The sequence below is a fragment of the Undibacterium pigrum genome (assembly GCF_003201815.1).
Lineage (GTDB): Bacteria > Pseudomonadota > Gammaproteobacteria > Burkholderiales > Burkholderiaceae_D > Undibacterium > Undibacterium pigrum.
The window spans coordinates 140,560-160,869 of sequence record NZ_QJKB01000006.1; the positions used below are offsets into that span (position 1 = coordinate 140,560).

Consider the following 20,310-nt stretch of genomic DNA (forward strand, 5'->3'; position numbering starts at 1 on the left):
GCTCGTAAAAAGGGAGATGCATCATGATACAGATACGATTGGGTCAGGCAAAAAAACATCTCAGCCGTGAAGAGTTTGGTCAGCGCTACCGTGCCAGTTTTATTGATCCGGCTTTCCGTGCGGAAGAATCAGCCATCGCCAGACTGGAAGAAATCGCATGGCAAGCTTACGAAGAGGGACGCAAAGCACCTTTCACGCAAAAAGCAGGTGCTGGCTATGCAGACCCTGATTATGATTTATCGGTGGAGTGGCAGGCGACCAAAGACCGTCTGGATGCAGCGCAAGCAAAGTGGAGCGATACATCAACGCCATCACGTGTCTTGCTCATCTGTGCCTCGGCACGCAATGATGCTACTTGTCCTGGTGAAATGTCCAAGAGCTTTCGTCTGCTACAACTCGCCAAAGAAGAACTGGAGCAAGCTCATATCCAGCCTGATGTACTCGACCTGAGTTTGTTGACCTCAGAATATGGCAAAAATATTTTCCCCTGTAAGGGCTGTGCCTCGACAGCCATGCCCCTGTGCCATTGGCCCTGTAGCTGTTATCCCAATCATGCACTGAACCAGACCAATGACTGGATGGCAGAAATCTATGAGCGCTGGACTGCTGCCCATGCCGTCATCATCATCACCCCAGTCTACTGGTATCAAAGCCCCAGCCCTTTGAAACTGATGATAGATCGCCTGGTCTGCGCGGATGGCGGCAACCCTGATCCGACTTCCACATCAGGCAAAAAAGCCGCCAAGGCCAAGGAGCTGGAAATGGCAGGCTGGAATTATCCCCAGCATCTGGCAGGCCGTGCTTATGGTTTGATCGTGCATGGTGATGTGACAGGCGTCGATGACTCTCGTCGTGCATTGTCAGACTGGCTGGACTGGATGGGTTTTATCGATGCCGGTACACAGGCGCGATTGGGCCGCTACATAGGTTATTACGAACCCTATGCGAATAGCCATGAAACCCTGGATGCCGATGTCGCCATACAGCAGGAATCACGCAATGTGGCTATTGCAGTTGCTAAAGCGGTGACTGAATTGCGTGCTGGCCGTTTGCAGGCGGTGCAGGCTGACGTGAAGCGACCACGACCTAAATAAGGACGCGGAATTTGCTCACTTCGTTTCTGTACCATCCTTCAGGATGCGCAGTGCTTCTTTGGTCCACTGCACACGGCTTTCTTCAAAGGTGATACCTGCTTTTAAGATCAGATAACGCAATTGCTGTTCATGTGACAGTTTTACGGCGCTGAAGTCGCGCTTTTCTATCTCTTTATACGTCTGCAGTTCCTGCTCATGCAATTGCAGGCGGCGCTCAAATTCTTCCGCCAGACCCAGCGGTCCTATCGCGGCATCGGCTCGCAACTTGACCATCATGTCATCCCGCAATCTCATTGGCGCACTGCTTTCACTGGCCCAGCGCCGTAATTCATCCCGGCCTGCAGGCAGGATGGCGATGAGTTTTTTACCTGCACGGCCACCTTCTACTTCGGTAGAAATGACCCAGCCCTGAGCTTCCATGCGCCCCAGTTCCCGGTAGATTTGCTGGTGGGTCGCATGCCAGAAATAACCTATGGACTTGTCAAAACGCCGCGCCAGGTCATAGCCTGAACATGGCTTTTCGGCAATCGAGGTCAGCAAGGCGTGAGGCAGGGACATGTTTTAGAGTAAATAGTCGGTGTGGTTTTCAGATATTTTATATGCAACTGGTTGCATAAATAAAGCAGTTTCGTTATTCTCTTATGCACTCAGTTGCATAAAATATATACCCAATAACTGTTGCTTGATAGAACCCCTCTTTATTTAGGAATACGCCATGTCTTTTTATCCTCACCTGACAAAGCCACTCGATCTGGGTTTCACTACTTTACCTAATCGCCTCTTAATGGGTTCCATGCACGTGGGGCTGGAAGAAGTCGACAATGGCTTTGAGCGCATGGCGGCATTTTATGCAGAGCGCGCCCGTGGCGGCGTAGGTCTCATCGTGACTGGCGGCATCGCCCCGAATGAAAGAGCGCGCCCCATGCATGGCGGTGCCATGCTCACTACTGAAGCAGAAGCCGAACACCACAAGATAGTCACCAAGGCCGTGCATGATGCTGGCGGCAAGATCGCCATGCAGATTTTGCATTTTGGCCGTTATTCTTACCAGCCTACCCTGGTCGCGCCTAGTGCCATCAAGGCACCGATCAATCCTTTCAAGCCGCATGCATTGACGACAGAAGAAGTGGAAGAAACCATTTCTGACTTCGTTCGCTGTGCCGCACTGGCGCAATCAGCCGGCTATGATGGTGTCGAAGTCATGGGTTCAGAAGGTTATCTGCTCAATGAATTCATCGCCGCCTGCACCAACCAGCGTGACGATGAATGGGGCGGTGCGTATGAAAACCGCATCCGTTTTCCTATAGAAATCGTGCGCCGTATACGTGAAAAAGTGGGTACCAATTTCATCATCATCTATCGCCTCTCCATGCTGGATCTGGTTGACGGTGGATCTACCCTGGAAGAAGTCACGCAACTTGCAAAGGCTATAGAAGCCGCTGGTGCCACGATTATCAATACCGGCATAGGCTGGCATGAAGCTCGTATCCCGACCATTGCCACCAAGGTGCCACGCGCTGCGTTTGCCTGGGTTACCAAGAAACTCAAAGGCCAGGTGAATATCCCCCTGATCGCGACTAACCGTATCAATACTCCTGAGATTGCCGAGCAATTGCTGGCAGAAGATTATTGCGACATGGTGTCGATGGCGCGCCCATTGCTGGCAGACCCGTTGTTCATGCGCAAGGCAGAAGAGGGCAGGGCAGATGAAATCAATACCTGCATAGGTTGCAACCAGGCCTGCCTGGATCACACTTTTGGCGGCAAGGTCACGTCCTGCCTCGTCAATCCACGCGCCTGTCATGAGACTGAACTGGTCGATGCACCTCTGGAAAAAGCCAAGCGTATCGCCGTAGTTGGTGCTGGTCCTGCCGGTCTGAGCTTTGCCACGACCGCAGCCAATCGCGGCCATGCCGTGACTTTATTTGATGCCGGTTCTGAAATTGGCGGTCAGTTCAACATCGCCAAGCAAGTGCCGGGCAAGGAAGAGTTTTATGAAACCCTGCGTTATTTCGGCAAGCAAATCGAGCTGACTGGCGTCACGCTAAAGCTTAATACCAAGGTTGATGCGGCTGACCTGGCAGACTTTGACGAGGTGGTACTGGCAACAGGTATCACACCGCGTGTTCCTCCTATTGAGGGTATAGAACATGCCAAAGTCCTCAGTTATCTGGATGTCTTGCGTGACAAGAAAGCTGTTGGTAAATCTGTTGCGATTATCGGAGCAGGCGGCATAGGCTTCGACGTGGCCGAGTACCTGAGTCATAGCGGCATCAGTCCTAGCCTGGACCCTGAAAAATTCTATGCAGAATGGGGCATCGATACCGACTATAAAAAAGTAGGCGGCTTGCGCCCTGCGCATCTGGAAAAATCAGAACGCCTGATTTTCCTGTTACAGCGCAAGACTTCCAAGGTAGGTGATGGCCTTGGTAAAACCACAGGCTGGATACACCGCACAGGTCTCAAAAACCGTGAAGTGCAAATGATCGCCGGTGTCAGCTACGACAAGATAGATGATGCGGGTTTGCATGTCACCATCGGTGGCGAACAAAAGCTGCTGCCTGTCGATAATGTGATTCTGTGTGCAGGCCAGGAACCAAGGCGTGACCTGCAAGCCATGCTGGAAGCAGCAGGCAAGCCTGTGCATCTGATTGGTGGTGCCGATGTGGCGGCAGAACTTGATGCCAAACGCGCCATCAATCAGGGTACGCGTCTGGCAGCAACGATATAATTCAGGTTTTTGATTAAGCATGGGCCAGCAATGAATGCTCCAGGCGACACTTTCTGGGATTATTCACTGCTGGCATTTTGCAAATGCAGACGGGGTATAGTGCAATGGCAGATACGCAAGGCTTGACGTTCAACAAGCATACACTCAGCATCAATATTTACAGCGTCAGTGATGTCAATATTGTTTATGCAGGCTCACCACACAGGCTCAGTACAGGCAAGCTCATGCGCGCCAAAACTGCTGCAGATGAAAAGCGCGTTCCTGGCTTTGGTTCGGGCACCTACATCACATTTGCCGGACCAGTCGATATCGCCTGGAAGTCGCAGGATGGTACTGAGCATAGTTATGCCCTGGATCTGGATGAAGTATTCAAAGACCGCAAAGTCTTGCATACAGAAGACGAGGTACGCTTCTACAAACCCGAGCCCGTGTATGGAAGTGCGCCCACCATCATCATAGAACTGGATGACCGCACACTGAACGTCTATATGTTTGTCATTATCCGTTTAGAAAAAGATGAGATGACACGCGAGCACACAAATCACTACACCCTCGCCTTTACGAAAAAATTCTGAACGGATTTCAGCAAACCATACTGAAAGGATGATGATGAACAATGTACCAACAGCAGTCGCCGCTTCCCTGCAAACCTGGCATGCCATGATTGCCAATAAAGACCTGAGTGCCTTGCCATCCATCGTGCATGCCGATGCCGTATTTCGTTCACCGATGGCGCATCAGCCCTATGCCAGTGCACAAGCGGTTGTGCTGATACTGAGTACGGTGGTCCAGGTGTTTGAGAATTTCACTTATCACCGCGAGTTATCGTCGGATGATGGCCTTAACATCGTGCTGGAATTCAGTGCCAGTGTCGGCGACAAGCAACTCAAGGGCATAGACATGATACGCTTCGACGCCGATGGCAAGATCGTTGACTTTGAAGTCATGGTCAGACCCATGAGTGGCTTGCAGGCACTGGGGCAGGAAATGGGTGCAAGGCTGGCGCAATACCTGCCTGCCTATAAAGCGACCAAATAATATTACTTACGCGCCTGCTTTTTGAGAAAGCGCATGAAGCTGCCCAGCACGGGCAGTTTTTCATACAATTCTTCAGCCGCATCCCAATAGTCGCGGTGGAAGCTTACCCTGCCATCTTCTGCAAAGCGTATATGTGTGGCACCTCGTATGCACTGTGGTTTTGCATTGAAGTTTTTCATCGTAAATAAAAAATCCCAGACCAGAAAAGCTGTGTCGCCTTGCAAGACCGATGAAGTAATACGAAAGCGTGGTTCATGGACTTGCACGAACATATGCTGGAATACCTGATCAATCGCAGGCAGGCCACGCAGTTCATTGAAGGGATCTTTGAAATAGGCATCTTCGGTATACACGCCGGACATGTCCTGGCAGGCCGCCAGCGAAATACTTTCAAAGAAGGCGATAAGCCTGTCAAGGCTGGCCTGGTGATCCAACGTTGCTGGCAATTGAATGGCGGGCATTTATAAACCTGTGACTTTATGAACCAGATAAAAATAACTGCGGTAAGGCAGCAGTCGCGCCAGCCTTAACCAGTTCGTGAAACGATGGGGGAAGTGAATATGAAAGTCCCCCCTTTGCATGCCCTTGACGATGGCCAATGCTGCTTCAGGTGCACTGATCAGGGCGGGCATCTTGAAACTATTACCCTCTGTCATCGGCGTTTCTACAAAACCGGGATTGATCATATACACAGCAATGTTTTTAGGGCGCACATCGAGGTACAGGGACTCACACAAATTGATGAGCGCAGCTTTGGTAGGACCATAGATCAGGGCCTTGGGCAAGCCAGACAGGCCGGCAACTGAGCCAACGATGCCTATGCCGCCTTTACCCTGTAGTAGCAACGCAGGCAAGATCACATCCAGGCAGTGATAAACTCCACGCACATTAATGTCTATCAAGCTGTTGACTGCCGCCATATCAATACTGTCTGCCCGCATTTCATTGTAGCTGCCTGCAACAACCAGTACCAGGTCTATGCCACCCCATTTCTGCATCAGGCTGGCATGACAGGCTGCTATGCTGGAATGATCGCAGATATCTACTGCCATGGCCTCGGCCAGCGGATAATCTGCGGCGATTTTTTCCAGCTGTACCAGTTTGCGCGCTGACAGTGCGACCTTTGCGCCAAGCGACAATAGCAGTCTGGCAGTTTCCTCACCTATGCCGCTGGATGCACCTATTACCCAGATGCGTTTTCCCTGCCAGTCGCGGATAGCGGGATTCATGGTGTGGGATTACTGCGTTTGGTGAAAGATAAAGTGACGCTGCCTAGCTCCACTCCAAACTTGCGCATGATGGCGCGGTTCAGCATCACCTTGTCATCCATCAAGACCATGGTGTCGTCAAAATCCACGTTGTAGATGCTGCCGTCGACCGGTAATGCCAATACATAATTCCAGTGCAGGGTATTGCCTGATACCTGCCCTCTTGCTTCACCGATCACATCTGACGCTGTGCCGGTAAATTGATCATTGCCTGTTTTTTTCAAGGTCCAGATGCGCTTTTGCTTGCTACCATCTGAGTAAGTGAAGTCTTCATTGAGTGTGCCGGTATCGCCTGACCACTGGCAATCCATGACCACGGTAAAGCGTTTGACTATCGCACCCGACCTGTCCTGGAATATGCCCCAGGCATCCAGCTTGCCATTGAAGTAGCTTTGCATATCCAGTTTTGGCATTTCATTGCGGTAGCGGCCGGGTTCATATTGGCTGGCACAGGATGTCAGCAGCAGACTAAAGCTGCAGATCAGGCTGCAAAAAAATAACCGGTAGTTTCTTCTAAACATATGCTTGCCTGTTGTGATTGGTGAGACTTCAGAAAATTCTTAATTACCCTGTGCTTTGCTGCCCAGCAATTTGCTGCGCAAGCCTTGTGCAGAAGTATTCTTGTCCAGCCAGATCGCAAAAAATGCATGGGTGAATTCTGCGTCACGTATCTCGCCCAGTAATTTCCCGTTCAGGTAAAACCTGGCTGCTTCATTAGGTATGTGTATGCCGGTGATATGCGTACCCTGTTTTACATCGGGAAAAATTTTCTTCATCTGGGCCAGCCAGCGTTCCCGTTTTTCGGCGGTACCCAGTTTTAGCTTTTCTATTTCATCTATGCTGGCATCAGCGATTTTGCCGCCATATAAAGTGCGCGCATAGACCAGATCCAGCGCAAATTTTTGTGGTTTTTCGCTATCAGGCTTATAGCCTTCAGGAGCAGACCATAAGTTCGCATCATAGACATGCAGTCCAAACCAGCGAAAACTTCCCGTGCCCTGCAGGCTGGCTTGCGGGATTTCTTCACTGATATGTGCCGGGGCCACATTTGCAGGTTTGTCTTCGGCATGCGCAGTCATGGCAGCCACGGCTGCGATCGCAAGCAGCAGCGACAAACTCAAACCACGCATGAATGGCAGGAGATTCATTTTTTTCTCAGGGTGAATTGCGTGACATTGATACTGCCAGCGCGGAAACCAGCCTCACAATACGCCAGATAAAATTCCCAGGTACGCAGGAACTCGTCATCAAAACCCTGGGTCTTGACCTGTGCCAGTTTTTCCATGAAGGCATGGCGCCAGTGCAGCAGGGTGCGTGCATAGTCCAGGCCAAAGTTATAAGTGTCCAGAATTTCCATGCCGTAGCTGGCGGCCATCGCATGGAATTTTTCTATTGATGGCAACATGCCGCCAGGGAAGATGTATTGCTGTATAAAATCCGTGCCCTTGCGATAACGCTCGAATAATTCATCGGCAATGACGATGCTTTGCACGCAGGCCCGGCCACCTTGTTTCAGATTACGCTGCAGGCATTCAAAATAACCTGGCCAGTATGCTTCGCCTACGGCTTCAAACATTTCTATGGAGGCGATGGCGTCATAGTTGCCTTTTGCATCGCGATAATCTTCTATCTTCAAATCGCTCTTCGCATGCAGGCCAGCATTTTGCAGACGCGCATGAGCATATTGCAATTGCTCGACAGAGAGTGTCAGTCCTGTTACGTGAGCACCTGCATCACGTATCGCCATCTCGGCAAAACCACCCCAGCCACATCCTATTTCCAGCACTTTGGCATTTTCTGGTAAGGCCAACTGGTGCAAGATGCGGCGATATTTTGCTTGCTGGGCTTCTTCCAGTGATTGCTCCTGCTCGTCAGAATAGATTGCGCTGGAGTATGTCATTGATGGGTCCAGCCACAGCTTGTAAAACTCATTTCCTATGTCGTAATGGGCATGGATGTTTTTCTTGCTGCCTGTGCGTGAATTACGGTTCAGCAAATGCTTGATCCTGTATGCCAGATTACCCCACCAGCTACCATAGATCAGGCTTTCCAGTTGCTGGCGGTTATGCGAGATCAGTTCTATCAAGCCTGTCAGGCTGCTGGTGGTCCAGTGACCAGCGATATAGCTTTCGGCAAAACCGATGTCACCAGACTTGAGTATGGCGCGATACAACTCCCAGTTTTTCAAATGCAGGCTGACATGTTGCCAGCCTTCCAGCGCACGGCCAAAGCTGGCGGTTTGCCCATCCGGGAATTGTATGGTCAGACAGCCATGCTCAAGTTTTTTGAGCAGGCTCAGGACTAATCTGGCTTGCGCAGGAAAATGCTTGCTATTTAACTGCGTACTTGCTGCAACATGGGTATCTGCATTGGCAGATGTGCCGGAAGTACGATCGGCAAAGGTAGGATGCAGGCTGCTCATCGGCTTAACTCTTCAGTAGGAGGGACAGGTTTGGAAATAAATGGCACGCGCTTGATCCACAGGCGCAGTGCTTGAATATGGATGCGCAGTACGACGCCTATGGTCATGAAGGGGTAACGCAGCATGACCCTGGCGATGTGCGCATTGCTCATGCTTTGCTCGCACCCAGAAATGCTGGTCAGCAGCAGCGGGCCTTCTGTATCGGCATAATCGATGCGGGCCAGATGTTTTTTTTGTGCCTGCTGTGTGTCCGGCCCGACCGTGTCGTGTTGAGCTTGCATGAAGCAGAATCGATAGCTTCCTTCGGTCTTGCAAAAAGGCGAGACATGGAAGATTTTTTTTGCTTGCAACTCTTCGCCATTTGCCAGCTTGCTGCCATTTTCCAGCAGGTATAAGTGCTTTTCACCAAAGGTATTGCGCACTTCACAGACGATGGCACGCAAGCTGCCATCCTGGCGATGACAAAACCAGAAAGACACGGGATTGAACACATAACCAAATACACGCGGGAAGCATTGCAGCCAGATGTCACCATCGGCATCCGTAATGCCTTCGCTTTGCAACAAGCCATCTATCCACTGATCCAGCGGCTGCCTGGCATCACCATGGTCGCGCTCATGAAAAGACAGTGCATTGAAACGATTCACGGAAAACAGTGTGCTGGTGCTCAAACGATTGATATCACGTACAGGTACACGGATAAAAAACACGCCATAACGGAAAGCATTTTTTGCAGGGCGCAAGCGTTTGTGCATGACTTCGCCCGTGCATAAAATGACAGATGGTTTGGGTTCAGGCGTGTTCATATAATCATGCCGCACGTATCATGTCTTCATAGGCGGCTTCTGCGCGCGCGAGTATGGACTCTGCAACGCGCAAGCCAGATTTCAAGCCATCTTCATGGAAGCCATAGCCTGTCCAGGCACCGGCAAACCAGATATTTCTCCTGCCCTGGATATTCGCCAGTTGATGCTGTGCATTGATGGCCATCGCATCAAATACCGGGTGAGAATAATCAAAGCTGTTGATAATGCTGGCAGATGCTGGTTCTTCTATGGGATTGAGCGTGACGATGACAGGCGTCTTGAAGGGCAGGGGCTGTAATTGATTGATCAGGTAATGCACGCAGACACGCGGTTCATTGCCGCTTTCGCTTTGATAATTCCAGGCCGACCAGGCTTTTTTATTTTGTGGCAAGACGCTGGCATCGGTATGTAATACAGCGCGGTTAGGCTGGTATTTAACGGACGACAAAATCTGCCGTTCTGCCAGATCAGCATCGACCAGTAATTTCAGGCTTTGATCACTATGGCTGGCAAAGACCACGTGTTCAAATGTTTGCGAGCCCTGCTCGCTATGCACCACGATGGCACCAGGCGCCTTTTCGCGCACACTCAGCACGGGTGTTTGCAAATGTTTGTGTGCAATCGCAGGCAAAATCTTTTCTACATATTGCCTGGCTCCACCTTTTACGGTTTGCCATTGTGGCCTGTCATTCACCTGCAGCAAGCCGTGGTTATGGCAAAAGTTCACGAAAGACGATAATGGAAATGCCATCATGGTCTCGGTCGGGCAAGACCAGATGCAGGCCGCCATGGGCAGCAAATACCACTGGCGGAATTCCTTGCTATAGCCATGCTGATCCAGGAAGCTCCCCAGCGGTTGCTGGAAATCTTTATGCTCTTGTGTGCTTGCCAGGGCCGTGGTCTGTTTATTGAAACGCAGGATATCGCGCAACATGCGCAGGAAGGCTGGCCTCAGTAAATTACTGCGCTGGGCGAACACGGTGTCGAGGTTGGCACCTGCCCATTCCAGTGAGCGGCTGCCATTTTTACCGGCAGGCATCTTGACTGAGAACGACATATCCGTTGCGACGGTAGCAATGTCCAGTTCTTTAAACAGCCTGACCAGATTTGGATAAGTCTTGTGGTTAAACACCAGGAAACCGGTATCGACACCATAGGTCTGGCCTTCAAGGCTGACATCGACGGTATGGGTATGCCCGCCAAAATAATCATTGGCTTCAAACAGGCTGATTTCATGCCCTGCTTTAGAAAGCTCGTATGCGCAAGACAGGCCGGAGATGCCGGAACCGATGACAGCGATTTTCATAGTCTGATTATGCTGATAAATAAGAAGTAAAAATTATTAAAAATACACTTGCTGTAAAAAAGGTACTTATTTGCATTGCGTCGTTTGGCTTACTTATTCATTCATACGCAAAACCTGTACTTTTGGATTCAACAGCGGATTCATCCCCGGATGCCATCTTTGCAATACACCTTTTCAGGCAATGCCACAGCAATTGCTAGAATTCACTGGTAATAAAGCCTTACTGGGTTAGAATGTGACTATGAATTTCAATTTGTGACTCATCAGTCACAAAATATACTACAAAGTTTTTATTTGTGCAGAAAAAATAATGGAAATCCGGATTCCCTTTAAAAAACAACAGTTTGATGCGCGGGAAGAAGCCATCATCGATGCCGTCAATCGCCTTTTGTCAGAAAAAGGCTATGACTTGATGACCATGGATGATGTTGCGGACGCGGTGGGCATTGCCAAGGGCAGCCTGTACAAGCATTTTTCTTCCAAGGAGAAGCTGGCTGGCGCCGCCATGACGCGTCTCTTGAAGGCAACCCAGGCTGAGCTCGATACTCTGGCGGCAGATATGCCAGCGATAGACAAGATCAGGCATATCCTGGCCTGGTCTTTGCGTCTTCGGCTGCAAGGTGGAGTGCCACATCTACCCTCAACCAGCCTGGCATTGCAGCGCAGCCTGATGCTGAACCTTGATTACGTGATGGTGGCCTTGCGCGTCAACAAACGCTTTTATGCGCTGGTAGCTGAGGCCAGAAAGCAGGGCGCTTTGACGCCGCTGGTGCCAGATGATGTGCTGGTCTATACCCTGTATTCACGCGCCTGTGATCCAACCATGGAATTTTTATTGCGCGACAAGCGCCTGACGCATGAGCAAATCGTCGACGCCATGGTGCATGCGACCATAGGTGGGTTTTTGTCGAATGAAGCGAGGAAGGTTTAAGGATGCACCGAATCAGTTTGGTGTTTCCTTCTTGTAGGAGCGGCTTCAGCCGCGAATGCCAAAACAACTGGACTGATTGACTCGGCTAGCTGTTCGCGGCTAAAGCCGCTCCTACGAAATCAATGCTAGTTGCGTATTCAAGTGCTTACTTTGCATCTCTATTTTCCCCAGCCAGGCGCAAGGCTTCCTGCAAGACGCTGATATCACCAATGTGATTCGCCAGCAGCAAGATCAGCCTGGCATTCAGGGCAGCGCTGGCTTCATCGCTGAGGTCGCGATGGCTGTCTATCAATAACTGATAAAAATCATCACCCGCACTGTAATCGCGTTGTGCTGATTTATCAGGATAATGGAAATTTGCTTGCAGGTTCAAAGGCATCATGCCACTCCTGATGAATTGCCACAGGCAGTTTGTACTGCCCGGCATACCTGGTTAAATTCAAACTGCTGCCAGCGTGCGGCCAGGTGTTGATCAGGCCTGAGCAAGTGATAGCTGCCATTGCCCGTACCGTAACGTTGGTGTAGCAGACCCTTGATGTCAGTCAGGACCAGGTGGCCATCAAGTGAACTTTCCTGTTTGCTGATGATGATCGTGGCTACTGGAATTGTCTCCTGTTCCAAAGCCTTGATCGCTGCCAGATGTGCATCAGGGATGTCAGATACAGTATCGCAAAAATACAGGCCATGAAAAACTGGCCGCAAATAATCGATCAGGAAAGCTGATTTTTTTTGATCAATGACTGGCCCGTCTTCAAACGGTGCACCAGCTCGTATAGCTGTATCAAATCCTTCGCTGTCTTCTGTATTCAAATTCGATTCTGACAAAATGGCAGGCACAGACAAACGCCCGGAATTGACCAGCTTGCGCGCAAATGCATGTTCTTGCGCCAGGCTTAATACCGCGTTCCTGAAGCATTTGCTGACAGCACTCTTGGGTGTAATGAAATCCGTGGAGCGGGTGGAATTCAGCAAGTTCTCATCCGCAGCAAATACGCGTTCATCTGAATAAGTATCCAGCAGGCTGTCTGCTGCTTTGCCATCAACGACCAGCTTGAGTTTCCACACCAGATTATCTGCATCCTGTATGCCAGAATTTGCACCGCGTGCGCCAAAGGGGGAAACCTGATGTGCGGCATCGCCAGCAAACAGTACGCGGCCATGACGGAATTTTTCCATGCGCCGGCACTGGAAGGTATACACGCTGACCCATTCGAGTTCAAATTCCCTGTCGTCTCCCAGCATGGCCTTGATGCGTGGTATCACGTTTTCAGGTTTGCGTTCTTCCACCGGGTCGGCATCCCAGCCCAGTTGAAAGTCTATGCGCCAGACATTGTCGGCTTCGCGGTGTAGCAATACCGATTGATTGGGATGGAATGGTGGGTCAAACCAGAACCAGCGTTCTGCTGGAAAGTCAGCCTTCATGACGACATCGGCAATCAGGAATCTATCCATGAAGACCTTGCCTTCGACTTCCAGCCCCAGCATATGGCGCAAGGGGCTGCGCGCACCATCGCAGGCGATCAGCCAGTCTGCCTGCAGGCCGTATTCACCTTCTGGTGTGCTTATCTGCAAGGTGGAAAAATCATCGCCTTGCTGAATCGCAGTGACACGGCTTTTCCAGCGCAACTCTACGCCGACTTCCATCGCCCGCTGCACCAGGAAATCTTCCAGATAGTATTGCTGCAAATTCACCATGCCAGGGTGCTTATGGTCAGGCGCAGGCAAGAGATTGAAATTGAAAACTTCATCCTTGCGAAAGAAAGTGCGCCCTACATTCCACTCCACACCCTTGTTACGCACTGCCGATGCCACGCCCAGCCTGTCGAGTATTTCCAGTGTGCGTTTGGCATAGCACAAGCCGCGTGAGCCTACTGACACGGTGTCATCATCATCGACCACCAGCACATCCAGCCCCTGCAAATGACAATCTATTGCCGCTGCCAGACCTACAGGGCCAGCACCGACTATCACAACTTTGCGGCGTGTGACTTCCTTCGTCTGCAACTCCGGTGGAGTCACAAAAGGGAATTTTTGATATTGATAAGTGCTAAGCAAGACATGACTCCAGCTACAACATTCAGGCTAAGGAAAAAAGTGAGACTCAGGTATTTATATCAAGACTGTAAACAAAACTGGTTCTTCTCTTGAATTTCTCTGTGTCTCGGTGTCTCTGTGTTGAGGGGTCTTGACCTTATCCCTCCAAACTCTTCCACATCTCCACATCCCGCTCCGCCGTCCACACCCGCGGATCAACATGTCCAGACGCTTCATCAAAAGCCCGTGTCACATCAAATGGCAGGCAGTGATCAAAAATCACCCAGTGGCCATACTTGGGTTTCAAAGCGGCATAAGTATTTTTGTAGATGGTATTCAGATCATGTTGCTGCTGTTGGCCCGCCTTGACGCTGGTGAACAAATCGCTGATGAAAGAACGGGTTTCACTGAGGCCTGCTGCCACCAGTTCTGGTGTCGTCAGCGCCGCGCCGCGGCCAGGCACCAGTTTCTCGGCTTTCATCGCTTCCAGATTGGAGAGGGTTTGTGGCCAGTCTGAATAATAGGCATCGCCCGCATACGGTGTCGCGCCAAATTCCACCAAATCACCAGAGAACAAGACTTTTTCCTGTGGCAGCCAGACGATGGTGTCGCCCTTGGTATGGCCACGGCCTACCTGCATGAGCTTGACTTCCAGCTTACCCAGCCAAATCGACATTTCACCCTTGAAGGTAATCGTTGGCCAGGTCAGGCCGGGTACGCTTTCGACATTGCGGAACAGGCGTGGGAAGCGGCCTATCTCACTTTTCATGTCCGCATCACCACGTTCGACGATGAGGTCGTAAGTATCGCGGCTGGCGATGATGTGTTCCAGACCTTCTGCAACATAGCCGCTGGCACCGAGTACGCGCACCGCATGATAATGCGACATCACCACATATTTAATCGGCTTGTCAGTGACTTCACGGATACGGCGCACCACATCCTGCGCCATGATGGGCGTCGCCTGGGTATCAATGACCATGACGGCATCATCACCGATGATGATGCCGGTATTCGGATCACCTTCAGCCGTATAGGCGTAGGCATGTTCGGATAATTGCTGGAAGCTGACTTTCTTTTCTTCCAGGTCAGCGTGGGAGGCAAATTGCTTGGTGCTCATGGGGATAACCTTTGAGATGTGTGGTACTCAAGATAGAGGAAACGATGTCGGATAAGAATAAGCATTAATTCGTTATTTGTAAATGCATTTGTTAATAGTAAAATGAATTCATCAATCAAGGAGCTGCCATGACAGAGAAAAACAAGGAAAGACGCGGCATAGGCGCGATAGAAGTCGGTGGCCTGATCCTGAATGCCCTGGTCAGCTCTGGTCGCGCCATGTCCCTCGGTGACTTGGCGCGTGAGAGTGGCATGCCTGCTTCCAAGGCCCATGCCTATCTGGTCAGCTTTGGCAAACTTGGCCTGGTCGAGCAGGATGTGGTGACTGGTGCGTACCAGCTAGGCCCCTTTGCCTTGCAGATAGGCCTGGTCAGTCTGCAGCAAATGTCGCCCGTCAAACTGGCGATACCAGAGATCACCCGTCTTGCTGCTGCCACGGATCAGACTGTGGCGCTGGCGGTGTGGGGCAGCCATGGCCCTACCGTGGTGTATATCGCAGAATCGAGCAGGCCCATCCATGTGAATATGCATGCAGGTTCGGTCATGTCCATGCTGGGTACTGCAACGGGCCTGGTGTTTTCTGCCTTCTTGCCGCAAGCGCTGGTCGACAAGGTGATCGCCAGGGAAGTCAGGGATGAACTGGTGATAGGGCAGGCGGGTGTGCAGATGACGACGCAGGATATCGCCAGCATACTGGCCGAGGTAAGAGCACAGGGGCTGGCAAGGGCGCAAGGCCTGCCCATACCCGGCATCAACGCCCTTAGTGCACCAGTCTTTAACCATGCCCATGCCTTGAGCCTGGTGATTACTGCTACTGGCCCCAAGGGCAGTTTTGATACAGCCTGGAATGGCGAGCTGGCACAGGCTTTGCGCACCAGTGCCAGTTCCTTGTCACATCAACTGGGCCATATGCCCAGGCCGTAAAAGGAAGGTTTCAAGTGCTGCGACTTATTGCGCTGCCAGTGCTTTCTCTACGTCTGCCACCAGCTTCTTGTCGTCCGGCGTAGTGACGCTGGAATAGGCAGCAACTACATTACCTTTGCGGTCTATCAGGTATTTGTAGAAATTCCATTTCGGTGTCGTCCCCGTGGCCTTGATCATTTGCGCATACATGGGATTGACATCCTTGCCCATGACCGCAGACTTAGTGAACATGGGGAATTTTACGCCATAGGTATTAAAGCAAAAATCGGCGATTTGCTTGTCATTGCCCGGTTCCTGCTTGCCAAAATCATTCGAAGGAAAGCCCAGTACCACCAGGCCTTTGTCGCTGTATTTTGCATACATGGCTTCCAGGCCTTCGTATTGCTTGGTGAAGCCGCAATAACTTGCCGTATTCACAACCAGCGCTACCTTGCCCTTGTATTGGCAGAGGTCTTGCGGCGTCTCATCCTGCAGGCGTTTGAATTTATGGTTTAGTACAGCCGGGCAGGCATCACCGGTATCTGCCCATGCTCCCAAAGAACAACTGATCAAACCCAGGAAAACAGCAACTTGTATTGGTGTGCGTCGCAGCATGGTCAACTCCAGAAGAAGAGAATGTCATCTTAGCGCAGTATTAAACAAATATGTAGATTGAAGGCCAAGTGTTTAAAGTGTTTAAGCAGAGGGTGGCAGCTCACATCTCTCGATAAACAGACAGCATCATGAAAACCATACTATATTGACATCGGCCATTCTGACGCGCCGCGGTCTCCGCTACCTATCCCGGTTGTGAAATTCTGGTTTTAAGGCATCTACTTCCTTATATGCCTAAATCGTATATAAAACATCGAAACACTTCGTTTTAATTTATATAGGACCGTTTTATCCTGTACTCCTCATAAAAATTATTATTTACCCGGACTAGAGATGATGATCAAAAAACTTAGCCTCATAGCAACCCTCGCAGCAAGCTTTGCCGCAACTTTTTCTGCTGTCGCACTGGCGGCAGATGTCAATTTGCTCAATGTTTCCTATGACCCTACCCGTGAGTTATATCAGGATGTGAACCAGGCTTTTGCCAAACAATGGAAAGCCAAGACCGGTGACAATGTCACTATCAAGCAATCCCACGGCGGTTCTGGCAAGCAGGCACGTGCCATTATTGATGGCCTGGATGCAGACGTGGCCACGCTGGCACTGGCCTATGACACTGACGCTCTGGCAGAAAAAGGACTGGTTGACAAAGCCTGGCAAAAGCGTTTGCCACATAATGCCTCACCCTATTCTTCGACGATTGTTTTCCTGGTACGCAAGGGTAATCCCAAGGGTATCAAGGACTGGGGCGATATCGTTAAACCTGGCGTTGCCGTGATTACTCCTAATCCAAAAACTTCAGGCGGTGCACGCTGGAACCATCTGGCAGCCTGGGGTTATGCCCTGAAATTGCCAGGCGGTAGCGAAGCCACGGCAAAAGAGTTTTTGTCCAAGCTGTATAAAAACGTCCCTGTACTTGATTCCGGTGCACGCGGTGCCACCACGACATTTGTTGAACGCGGCATAGGCGATGTCTTGCTGGCCTGGGAAAACGAAGCCTTGCTGGCTATTAAAGAACTGGGCCCTGACAAGGTAGAGATCGTTGCTCCATCCACCAGTATTCTGGCTGAGCCTTCAGTTGCCGTGGTCGATAAAGTGGCTGACCGCAAGGGCACGCGTAAAGTGGCAGAAGCTTATCTGAACTTCCTGTACACCGATGAAGGCCAGGACATCATCGCCAAGCATTACTACCGTCCTACGACAGAAAAAGCTTCGAAAAAATATGCGGCGCAATTTCCTAAAGTGAAGCTGTTCACGATCGATGAAGCTTTCGGTGGCTGGACCAAGGCACAAAAAGAGCATTTTGCTGATGGCGGTATTTTCGACCAGATCTATCAACCAGGCAAAAAATAAGCTTTAGTAAAAACCGGAGGCAAGAACATGCGCATCTTATTGTTATCGGGAAGCCCGTCTTCCCCCTCACGCTCAGCACGCTTGCTGAATCACGTGGGTACCAAGCTCAATGAACAGGGGCAGCGTACCAGCAGTCTGCATGTCCGTGACTTGCCTGCCCAGGCTTTAATGCATGCCGATTTTTCTGATCCTGAACTGGCGGCAGCAAAAAACCTGCTGGCAAAAGCCGATGCAATCGTCATTGCCACGCCTATCTACAAAGCGGCCTACAGTGGTTTGTTGAAAAGTTTCCTGGATATCCTGCCGCAAGATGGTCTCGCCGGGAAACTGGTGTTGCCTTTGGCAACGGGTGGTAGCCAGTCACATATGCTGGCGCTGGATTATGGTCTGCGCCCGGTGCTTGCTTCCTTGTCGGCTCGCCATATTCTGCCCAGTATTTATGCGACTGATGCGCAAGTCAGCTGGTCTGAACTGCAAGGCTTGCAACTCGATACTGCAATACAGGAAAGGGTGGAAGATGGCTTACAACTCTTGCTTGACAGCCTGAGTTTATTGCGCAGCCCGGTACAGGCAGCACCTGAAGCACTCCTGCCTTGTTGATGATCTTGATGACCCAAGCACAGATTTAAACCTCAAAAATACATTTCCTTTCATGCTGGCGAGCCTGGCAGGGGGAAGCCTTGTCAAAAAAATGAAAGTAGAAAATGAGTCGCAAATTTCAAGTCACCAGCAAAGCAAAACGTCTTACCCTGACCCGTCTGTCTGCCCTGACAGCCGCTGCCCTGAGCGTAGTCTTGCCAAAAGCCTTTGCCCAGAACAAGAGCAGTCTGCGCATAGGCTATCAGAAGTATGGGACATTGACCGTACTGAAAGGGACAGGGGCGCTGGATAAACGTCTGGCAGGCCTGGGAGTTGATGTCAAATGGACAGAGTTTCCAGCAGGCCCGCAATTGCTGGAAGGCTTGAATGTAGGCAGTATTGATTTTGGTACGACAGGCGAAGCACCACCAATTTTTGCCCAGGCAGCTGGCGCAGATTTGCTGTATGTCGGTAATGAGCCGCCAGCGCCGGGTGGTGAAGCCATCATCGTGCCCAAGAATTCCAGCTTGAAATCAGTGGCTGAACTCAAAGGCAAAAAAGTCGTCTTGAACAAGGGTTCCAACGTCCATTACCTGCTGGTCAAGGTATTGGAAAAAGCCGGTCTGAATTACAAGGATGTAGAAGTCATCTTCTTGCCGCCTGCTGATGCACGTGCTGCTTTCGAGCGTGGCAGTGTTGATGCCTGGGTGATCTGGGACCCTTTCCTGGCTGCCGCTGAAAAGCAACTGGGGGCCAAAATACTGGCTGACGGTAAAGGTGCGGTCAGCAATCACCAGTTTTATCTGGCAGCACGGCCTTATGCACAAAAAAGCCCTGAAGTCTTGCGCATCGTCCTCGAAGAGCTGGCCAAGGTCGATGAGTGGGCCGCAAAAAACCATAAGGAAGTCGCCAGCATACTGGCGACGCAAACCGGGCTGGAAATCAGTATCGTGGAATTATCGACTTCCCGTTTTGGTTTTGGTGTCAAACCTTTGACTGAGCAAGTCATCAAGGAACAGCAAAGCATAGCGGACACTTTTGCAGACCTGAAGCTGATACCCAAGCGTATCAATATCCGCGATGCGGTATTTGCAGTCAAGACCTGAGGTGAATGATGAAATTGTCTGCCATCCGCCGCCTGCTATTGACATTTGCTTTGAGCAGCATGCTGCCTGTAGCCGCCTTTGCCGCTGGCACTGATTTGCCCAAAGACTTACCCAAGGAGCTACGCATAGGTTTTCAAAAAAGCTCAGTCAACCTGACTTTGCTGAAACACAGGCAGGCGCTGGAACAGCAATTGAAAGGTGTGAAAGTCACCTGGTTTGAATTTACTGCAGGCCCGCAAATGCTGGAAGCCCTGTCAGTCGGCAGCATAGACTTTGCCACTACTGGCGAACCTCCACCGATTTTTGCCCAGGCGGCTGGCAGCAACCTGGTGTATGTAGGCGCTGAACCTGCCAAGCCAGGTGTCAGCGCGATTTTGGTGAAGCCTGATTCAGCCATACGCGCACTGGCAGATTTGAAAGGCAAGAAGATCGCCATACAAAAAGGCTCGAGCGCGCATTACCATGTTTTACGTGCAGTACAACAGGCTGGCCTGCAATGGTTAGATATCACGCCAGTCTATCTGGCTCCTGCGGATGCCCGCGCAGCTTTCGAGCGTGGCAGTGTTGATGTATGGGCCATCTGGGACCCGTACTGGGCAGCGATCGAGCAAAGTGCAGCACCAAGAATACTGGCGACGGGCAAGGGCCTGGTCAACAATCTTTCGCACTATTTGTCGGCCCGCAGCTTTGCCGACAAATATCCCAAAGTCATACAAGTGCTGTTTGAAGAACTGACGCGCAGCGACAGCTTCGTGCAAAAAAGTCGTGATGAAGCCGTTGCCATCATTGCTGCCAGCACTGGTCTGGATAAACCAACCATAGCCAGTTTCCTGGAACGCCGGCCACGTTCACCCGTCGTCTACCTGACGCAAAACATCATCGATGAACAACAAAGAGTGGCTGACAATTTTTATCAGCAAAAACTGATACCCAAGGCAGTCAATGTGCGTGATGCAGTATGGCTTCCGCCTGGTACTAAATTATAAGCACGACACTAGAAAATAC

At 50.8% G+C, this 20,310-nt stretch carries 22 protein-coding genes; 10 read left to right on the forward strand and 12 right to left on the reverse strand.

The annotated features are described in order from the left end of the window. Positions 1-23 precede the first annotated feature (23 nt). Positions 24-1,094 (forward strand): flavodoxin family protein, encoded by a 1,071-nt coding sequence (locus DFR42_RS17940; protein WP_110256399.1) that lies wholly within the window; start codon positions 24-26, stop codon positions 1,092-1,094. A 15-nt stretch (positions 1,095-1,109) separates the two neighbouring features. Here the strand turns inward: DFR42_RS17940 and DFR42_RS17945 are convergent, their stop codons facing one another. Then, positions 1,110-1,652: a PadR family transcriptional regulator gene (locus DFR42_RS17945; protein ID WP_110256400.1), complete on the reverse strand. Its 543-nt coding sequence runs from the start codon at positions 1,650-1,652 to the stop codon at positions 1,110-1,112. Between the two features lie 157 nt (positions 1,653-1,809). Here DFR42_RS17945 and DFR42_RS17950 point away from each other — a divergent pair, with 157 nt between their 5' ends. From DFR42_RS17950 to DFR42_RS17960, 3 genes are all read left to right on the forward strand, one after another. Beyond that, a complete protein-coding gene (locus DFR42_RS17950) occupies positions 1,810-3,825 on the forward strand; it encodes an NADPH-dependent 2,4-dienoyl-CoA reductase (RefSeq protein ID WP_110256401.1) in 2,016 nt (671 codons plus the stop codon). Positions 3,826-3,929: 104 nt separating this feature from the next. Beyond that, the gene (locus tag DFR42_RS17955; protein ID WP_110256402.1) at positions 3,930-4,400 is read left to right on the forward strand and encodes a hypothetical protein; all 471 of its coding nucleotides are present in this window, start codon (positions 3,930-3,932) and stop codon (positions 4,398-4,400) included. Between the two features lie 34 nt (positions 4,401-4,434). Next, positions 4,435-4,863: a nuclear transport factor 2 family protein gene (locus DFR42_RS17960; protein ID WP_110256579.1), complete on the forward strand. Its 429-nt coding sequence runs from the start codon at positions 4,435-4,437 to the stop codon at positions 4,861-4,863. A gap of 2 nt (positions 4,864-4,865) precedes the next feature. Here the strand turns inward: DFR42_RS17960 and DFR42_RS17965 are convergent, their stop codons facing one another. From DFR42_RS17965 to DFR42_RS17995, 7 genes are read right to left on the reverse strand one after another with little or no spacing between them, the layout of a single operon-like run. Further along, entirely contained in the window at positions 4,866-5,324 is a 459-nt protein-coding gene (locus DFR42_RS17965) for a nuclear transport factor 2 family protein (RefSeq protein WP_110256403.1), read from the reverse strand. Next, positions 5,325-6,092: an SDR family NAD(P)-dependent oxidoreductase gene (locus DFR42_RS17970; protein WP_110256404.1), complete on the reverse strand. Its 768-nt coding sequence runs from the start codon at positions 6,090-6,092 to the stop codon at positions 5,325-5,327. Further along, positions 6,089-6,652: a DUF3833 domain-containing protein gene (locus DFR42_RS17975; protein ID WP_110256405.1), complete on the reverse strand. Its 564-nt coding sequence runs from the start codon at positions 6,650-6,652 to the stop codon at positions 6,089-6,091. Before DFR42_RS17975 ends, DFR42_RS17970 begins: the two co-directional genes overlap by 4 nt. A 39-nt stretch (positions 6,653-6,691) precedes the next feature. Beyond that, positions 6,692-7,279: a chalcone isomerase family protein gene (locus DFR42_RS17980; RefSeq protein WP_110256406.1), complete on the reverse strand. Its 588-nt coding sequence runs from the start codon at positions 7,277-7,279 to the stop codon at positions 6,692-6,694. After that, positions 7,276-8,553, reverse strand: coding sequence for an SAM-dependent methyltransferase (locus tag DFR42_RS17985; RefSeq protein ID WP_110256407.1), 1,278 nt, complete (start codon positions 8,551-8,553; stop codon positions 7,276-7,278). Before DFR42_RS17985 ends, DFR42_RS17980 begins: the two co-directional genes overlap by 4 nt. Next, the gene (locus tag DFR42_RS17990; protein ID WP_110256408.1) at positions 8,550-9,359 is read right to left on the reverse strand and encodes a DUF1365 domain-containing protein; all 810 of its coding nucleotides are present in this window, start codon (positions 9,357-9,359) and stop codon (positions 8,550-8,552) included. Before DFR42_RS17990 ends, DFR42_RS17985 begins: the two co-directional genes overlap by 4 nt. A 4-nt stretch (positions 9,360-9,363) precedes the next feature. Next, positions 9,364-10,665, reverse strand: coding sequence for an NAD(P)/FAD-dependent oxidoreductase (locus DFR42_RS17995; RefSeq protein WP_110256409.1), 1,302 nt, complete (start codon positions 10,663-10,665; stop codon positions 9,364-9,366). A gap of 310 nt (positions 10,666-10,975) precedes the next feature. Here DFR42_RS17995 and DFR42_RS18000 point away from each other — a divergent pair, with 310 nt between their 5' ends. After that, a complete protein-coding gene (locus DFR42_RS18000) occupies positions 10,976-11,596 on the forward strand; it encodes a TetR/AcrR family transcriptional regulator (RefSeq protein WP_110256410.1) in 621 nt (206 codons plus the stop codon). A 145-nt stretch (positions 11,597-11,741) separates the two neighbouring features. Here DFR42_RS18000 and DFR42_RS18005 read toward each other — a convergent pair whose 3' ends face one another. The 3 genes from DFR42_RS18005 to DFR42_RS18015 all read right to left on the reverse strand — a co-directional run bounded on the left by DFR42_RS18005 (position 11,742) and on the right by DFR42_RS18015 (position 14,750). Beyond that, complete coding sequence (locus DFR42_RS18005) at positions 11,742-11,975, reverse strand: DUF2783 domain-containing protein (protein ID WP_110256580.1); 234 nt, start codon at positions 11,973-11,975, stop codon at positions 11,742-11,744. Beyond that, positions 11,975-13,651 (reverse strand): FAD-dependent oxidoreductase, encoded by a 1,677-nt coding sequence (locus tag DFR42_RS18010; protein ID WP_110256411.1) that lies wholly within the window; start codon positions 13,649-13,651, stop codon positions 11,975-11,977. The genes DFR42_RS18005 and DFR42_RS18010 overlap by 1 nt, the downstream gene beginning before the upstream one ends. A gap of 136 nt (positions 13,652-13,787) precedes the next feature. Beyond that, the gene (locus DFR42_RS18015; RefSeq protein ID WP_110256412.1) at positions 13,788-14,750 is read right to left on the reverse strand and encodes an MBL fold metallo-hydrolase; all 963 of its coding nucleotides are present in this window, start codon (positions 14,748-14,750) and stop codon (positions 13,788-13,790) included. A 128-nt stretch (positions 14,751-14,878) separates the two neighbouring features. Between DFR42_RS18015 and DFR42_RS18020 the strand changes: the two genes are divergently transcribed. Further along, positions 14,879-15,673 carry an IclR family transcriptional regulator gene (locus DFR42_RS18020; RefSeq protein WP_110256413.1) on the forward strand — a complete coding sequence of 265 codons (795 nt, stop codon included), beginning with the start codon at positions 14,879-14,881 and terminating at the stop codon, positions 15,671-15,673. A gap of 24 nt (positions 15,674-15,697) precedes the next feature. Here the strand turns inward: DFR42_RS18020 and DFR42_RS18025 are convergent, their stop codons facing one another. Further along, complete coding sequence (locus DFR42_RS18025; RefSeq protein ID WP_110256414.1) at positions 15,698-16,267, reverse strand: glutathione peroxidase; 570 nt, start codon at positions 16,265-16,267, stop codon at positions 15,698-15,700. A gap of 336 nt (positions 16,268-16,603) precedes the next feature. Between DFR42_RS18025 and DFR42_RS18030 the strand changes: the two genes are divergently transcribed. The 4 genes from DFR42_RS18030 to DFR42_RS18045 all read left to right on the forward strand — a co-directional run bounded on the left by DFR42_RS18030 (position 16,604) and on the right by DFR42_RS18045 (position 20,291). Beyond that, positions 16,604-17,620, forward strand: coding sequence for a sulfate ABC transporter substrate-binding protein (locus DFR42_RS18030; protein ID WP_211324351.1), 1,017 nt, complete (start codon positions 16,604-16,606; stop codon positions 17,618-17,620). Between the two features lie 27 nt (positions 17,621-17,647). Further along, complete coding sequence (ssuE, locus tag DFR42_RS18035; RefSeq protein ID WP_110256416.1) at positions 17,648-18,220, forward strand: NADPH-dependent FMN reductase; 573 nt, start codon at positions 17,648-17,650, stop codon at positions 18,218-18,220. Positions 18,221-18,324: 104 nt separating this feature from the next. Then, the gene (locus DFR42_RS18040; RefSeq protein ID WP_110256417.1) at positions 18,325-19,305 is read left to right on the forward strand and encodes a sulfonate ABC transporter substrate-binding protein; all 981 of its coding nucleotides are present in this window, start codon (positions 18,325-18,327) and stop codon (positions 19,303-19,305) included. 8 nt (positions 19,306-19,313) lie between these two features. Further along, entirely contained in the window at positions 19,314-20,291 is a 978-nt protein-coding gene (locus tag DFR42_RS18045) for an aliphatic sulfonate ABC transporter substrate-binding protein (protein WP_110256581.1), read from the forward strand. The last annotated feature ends 19 nt before the right edge of the window (positions 20,292-20,310 follow it).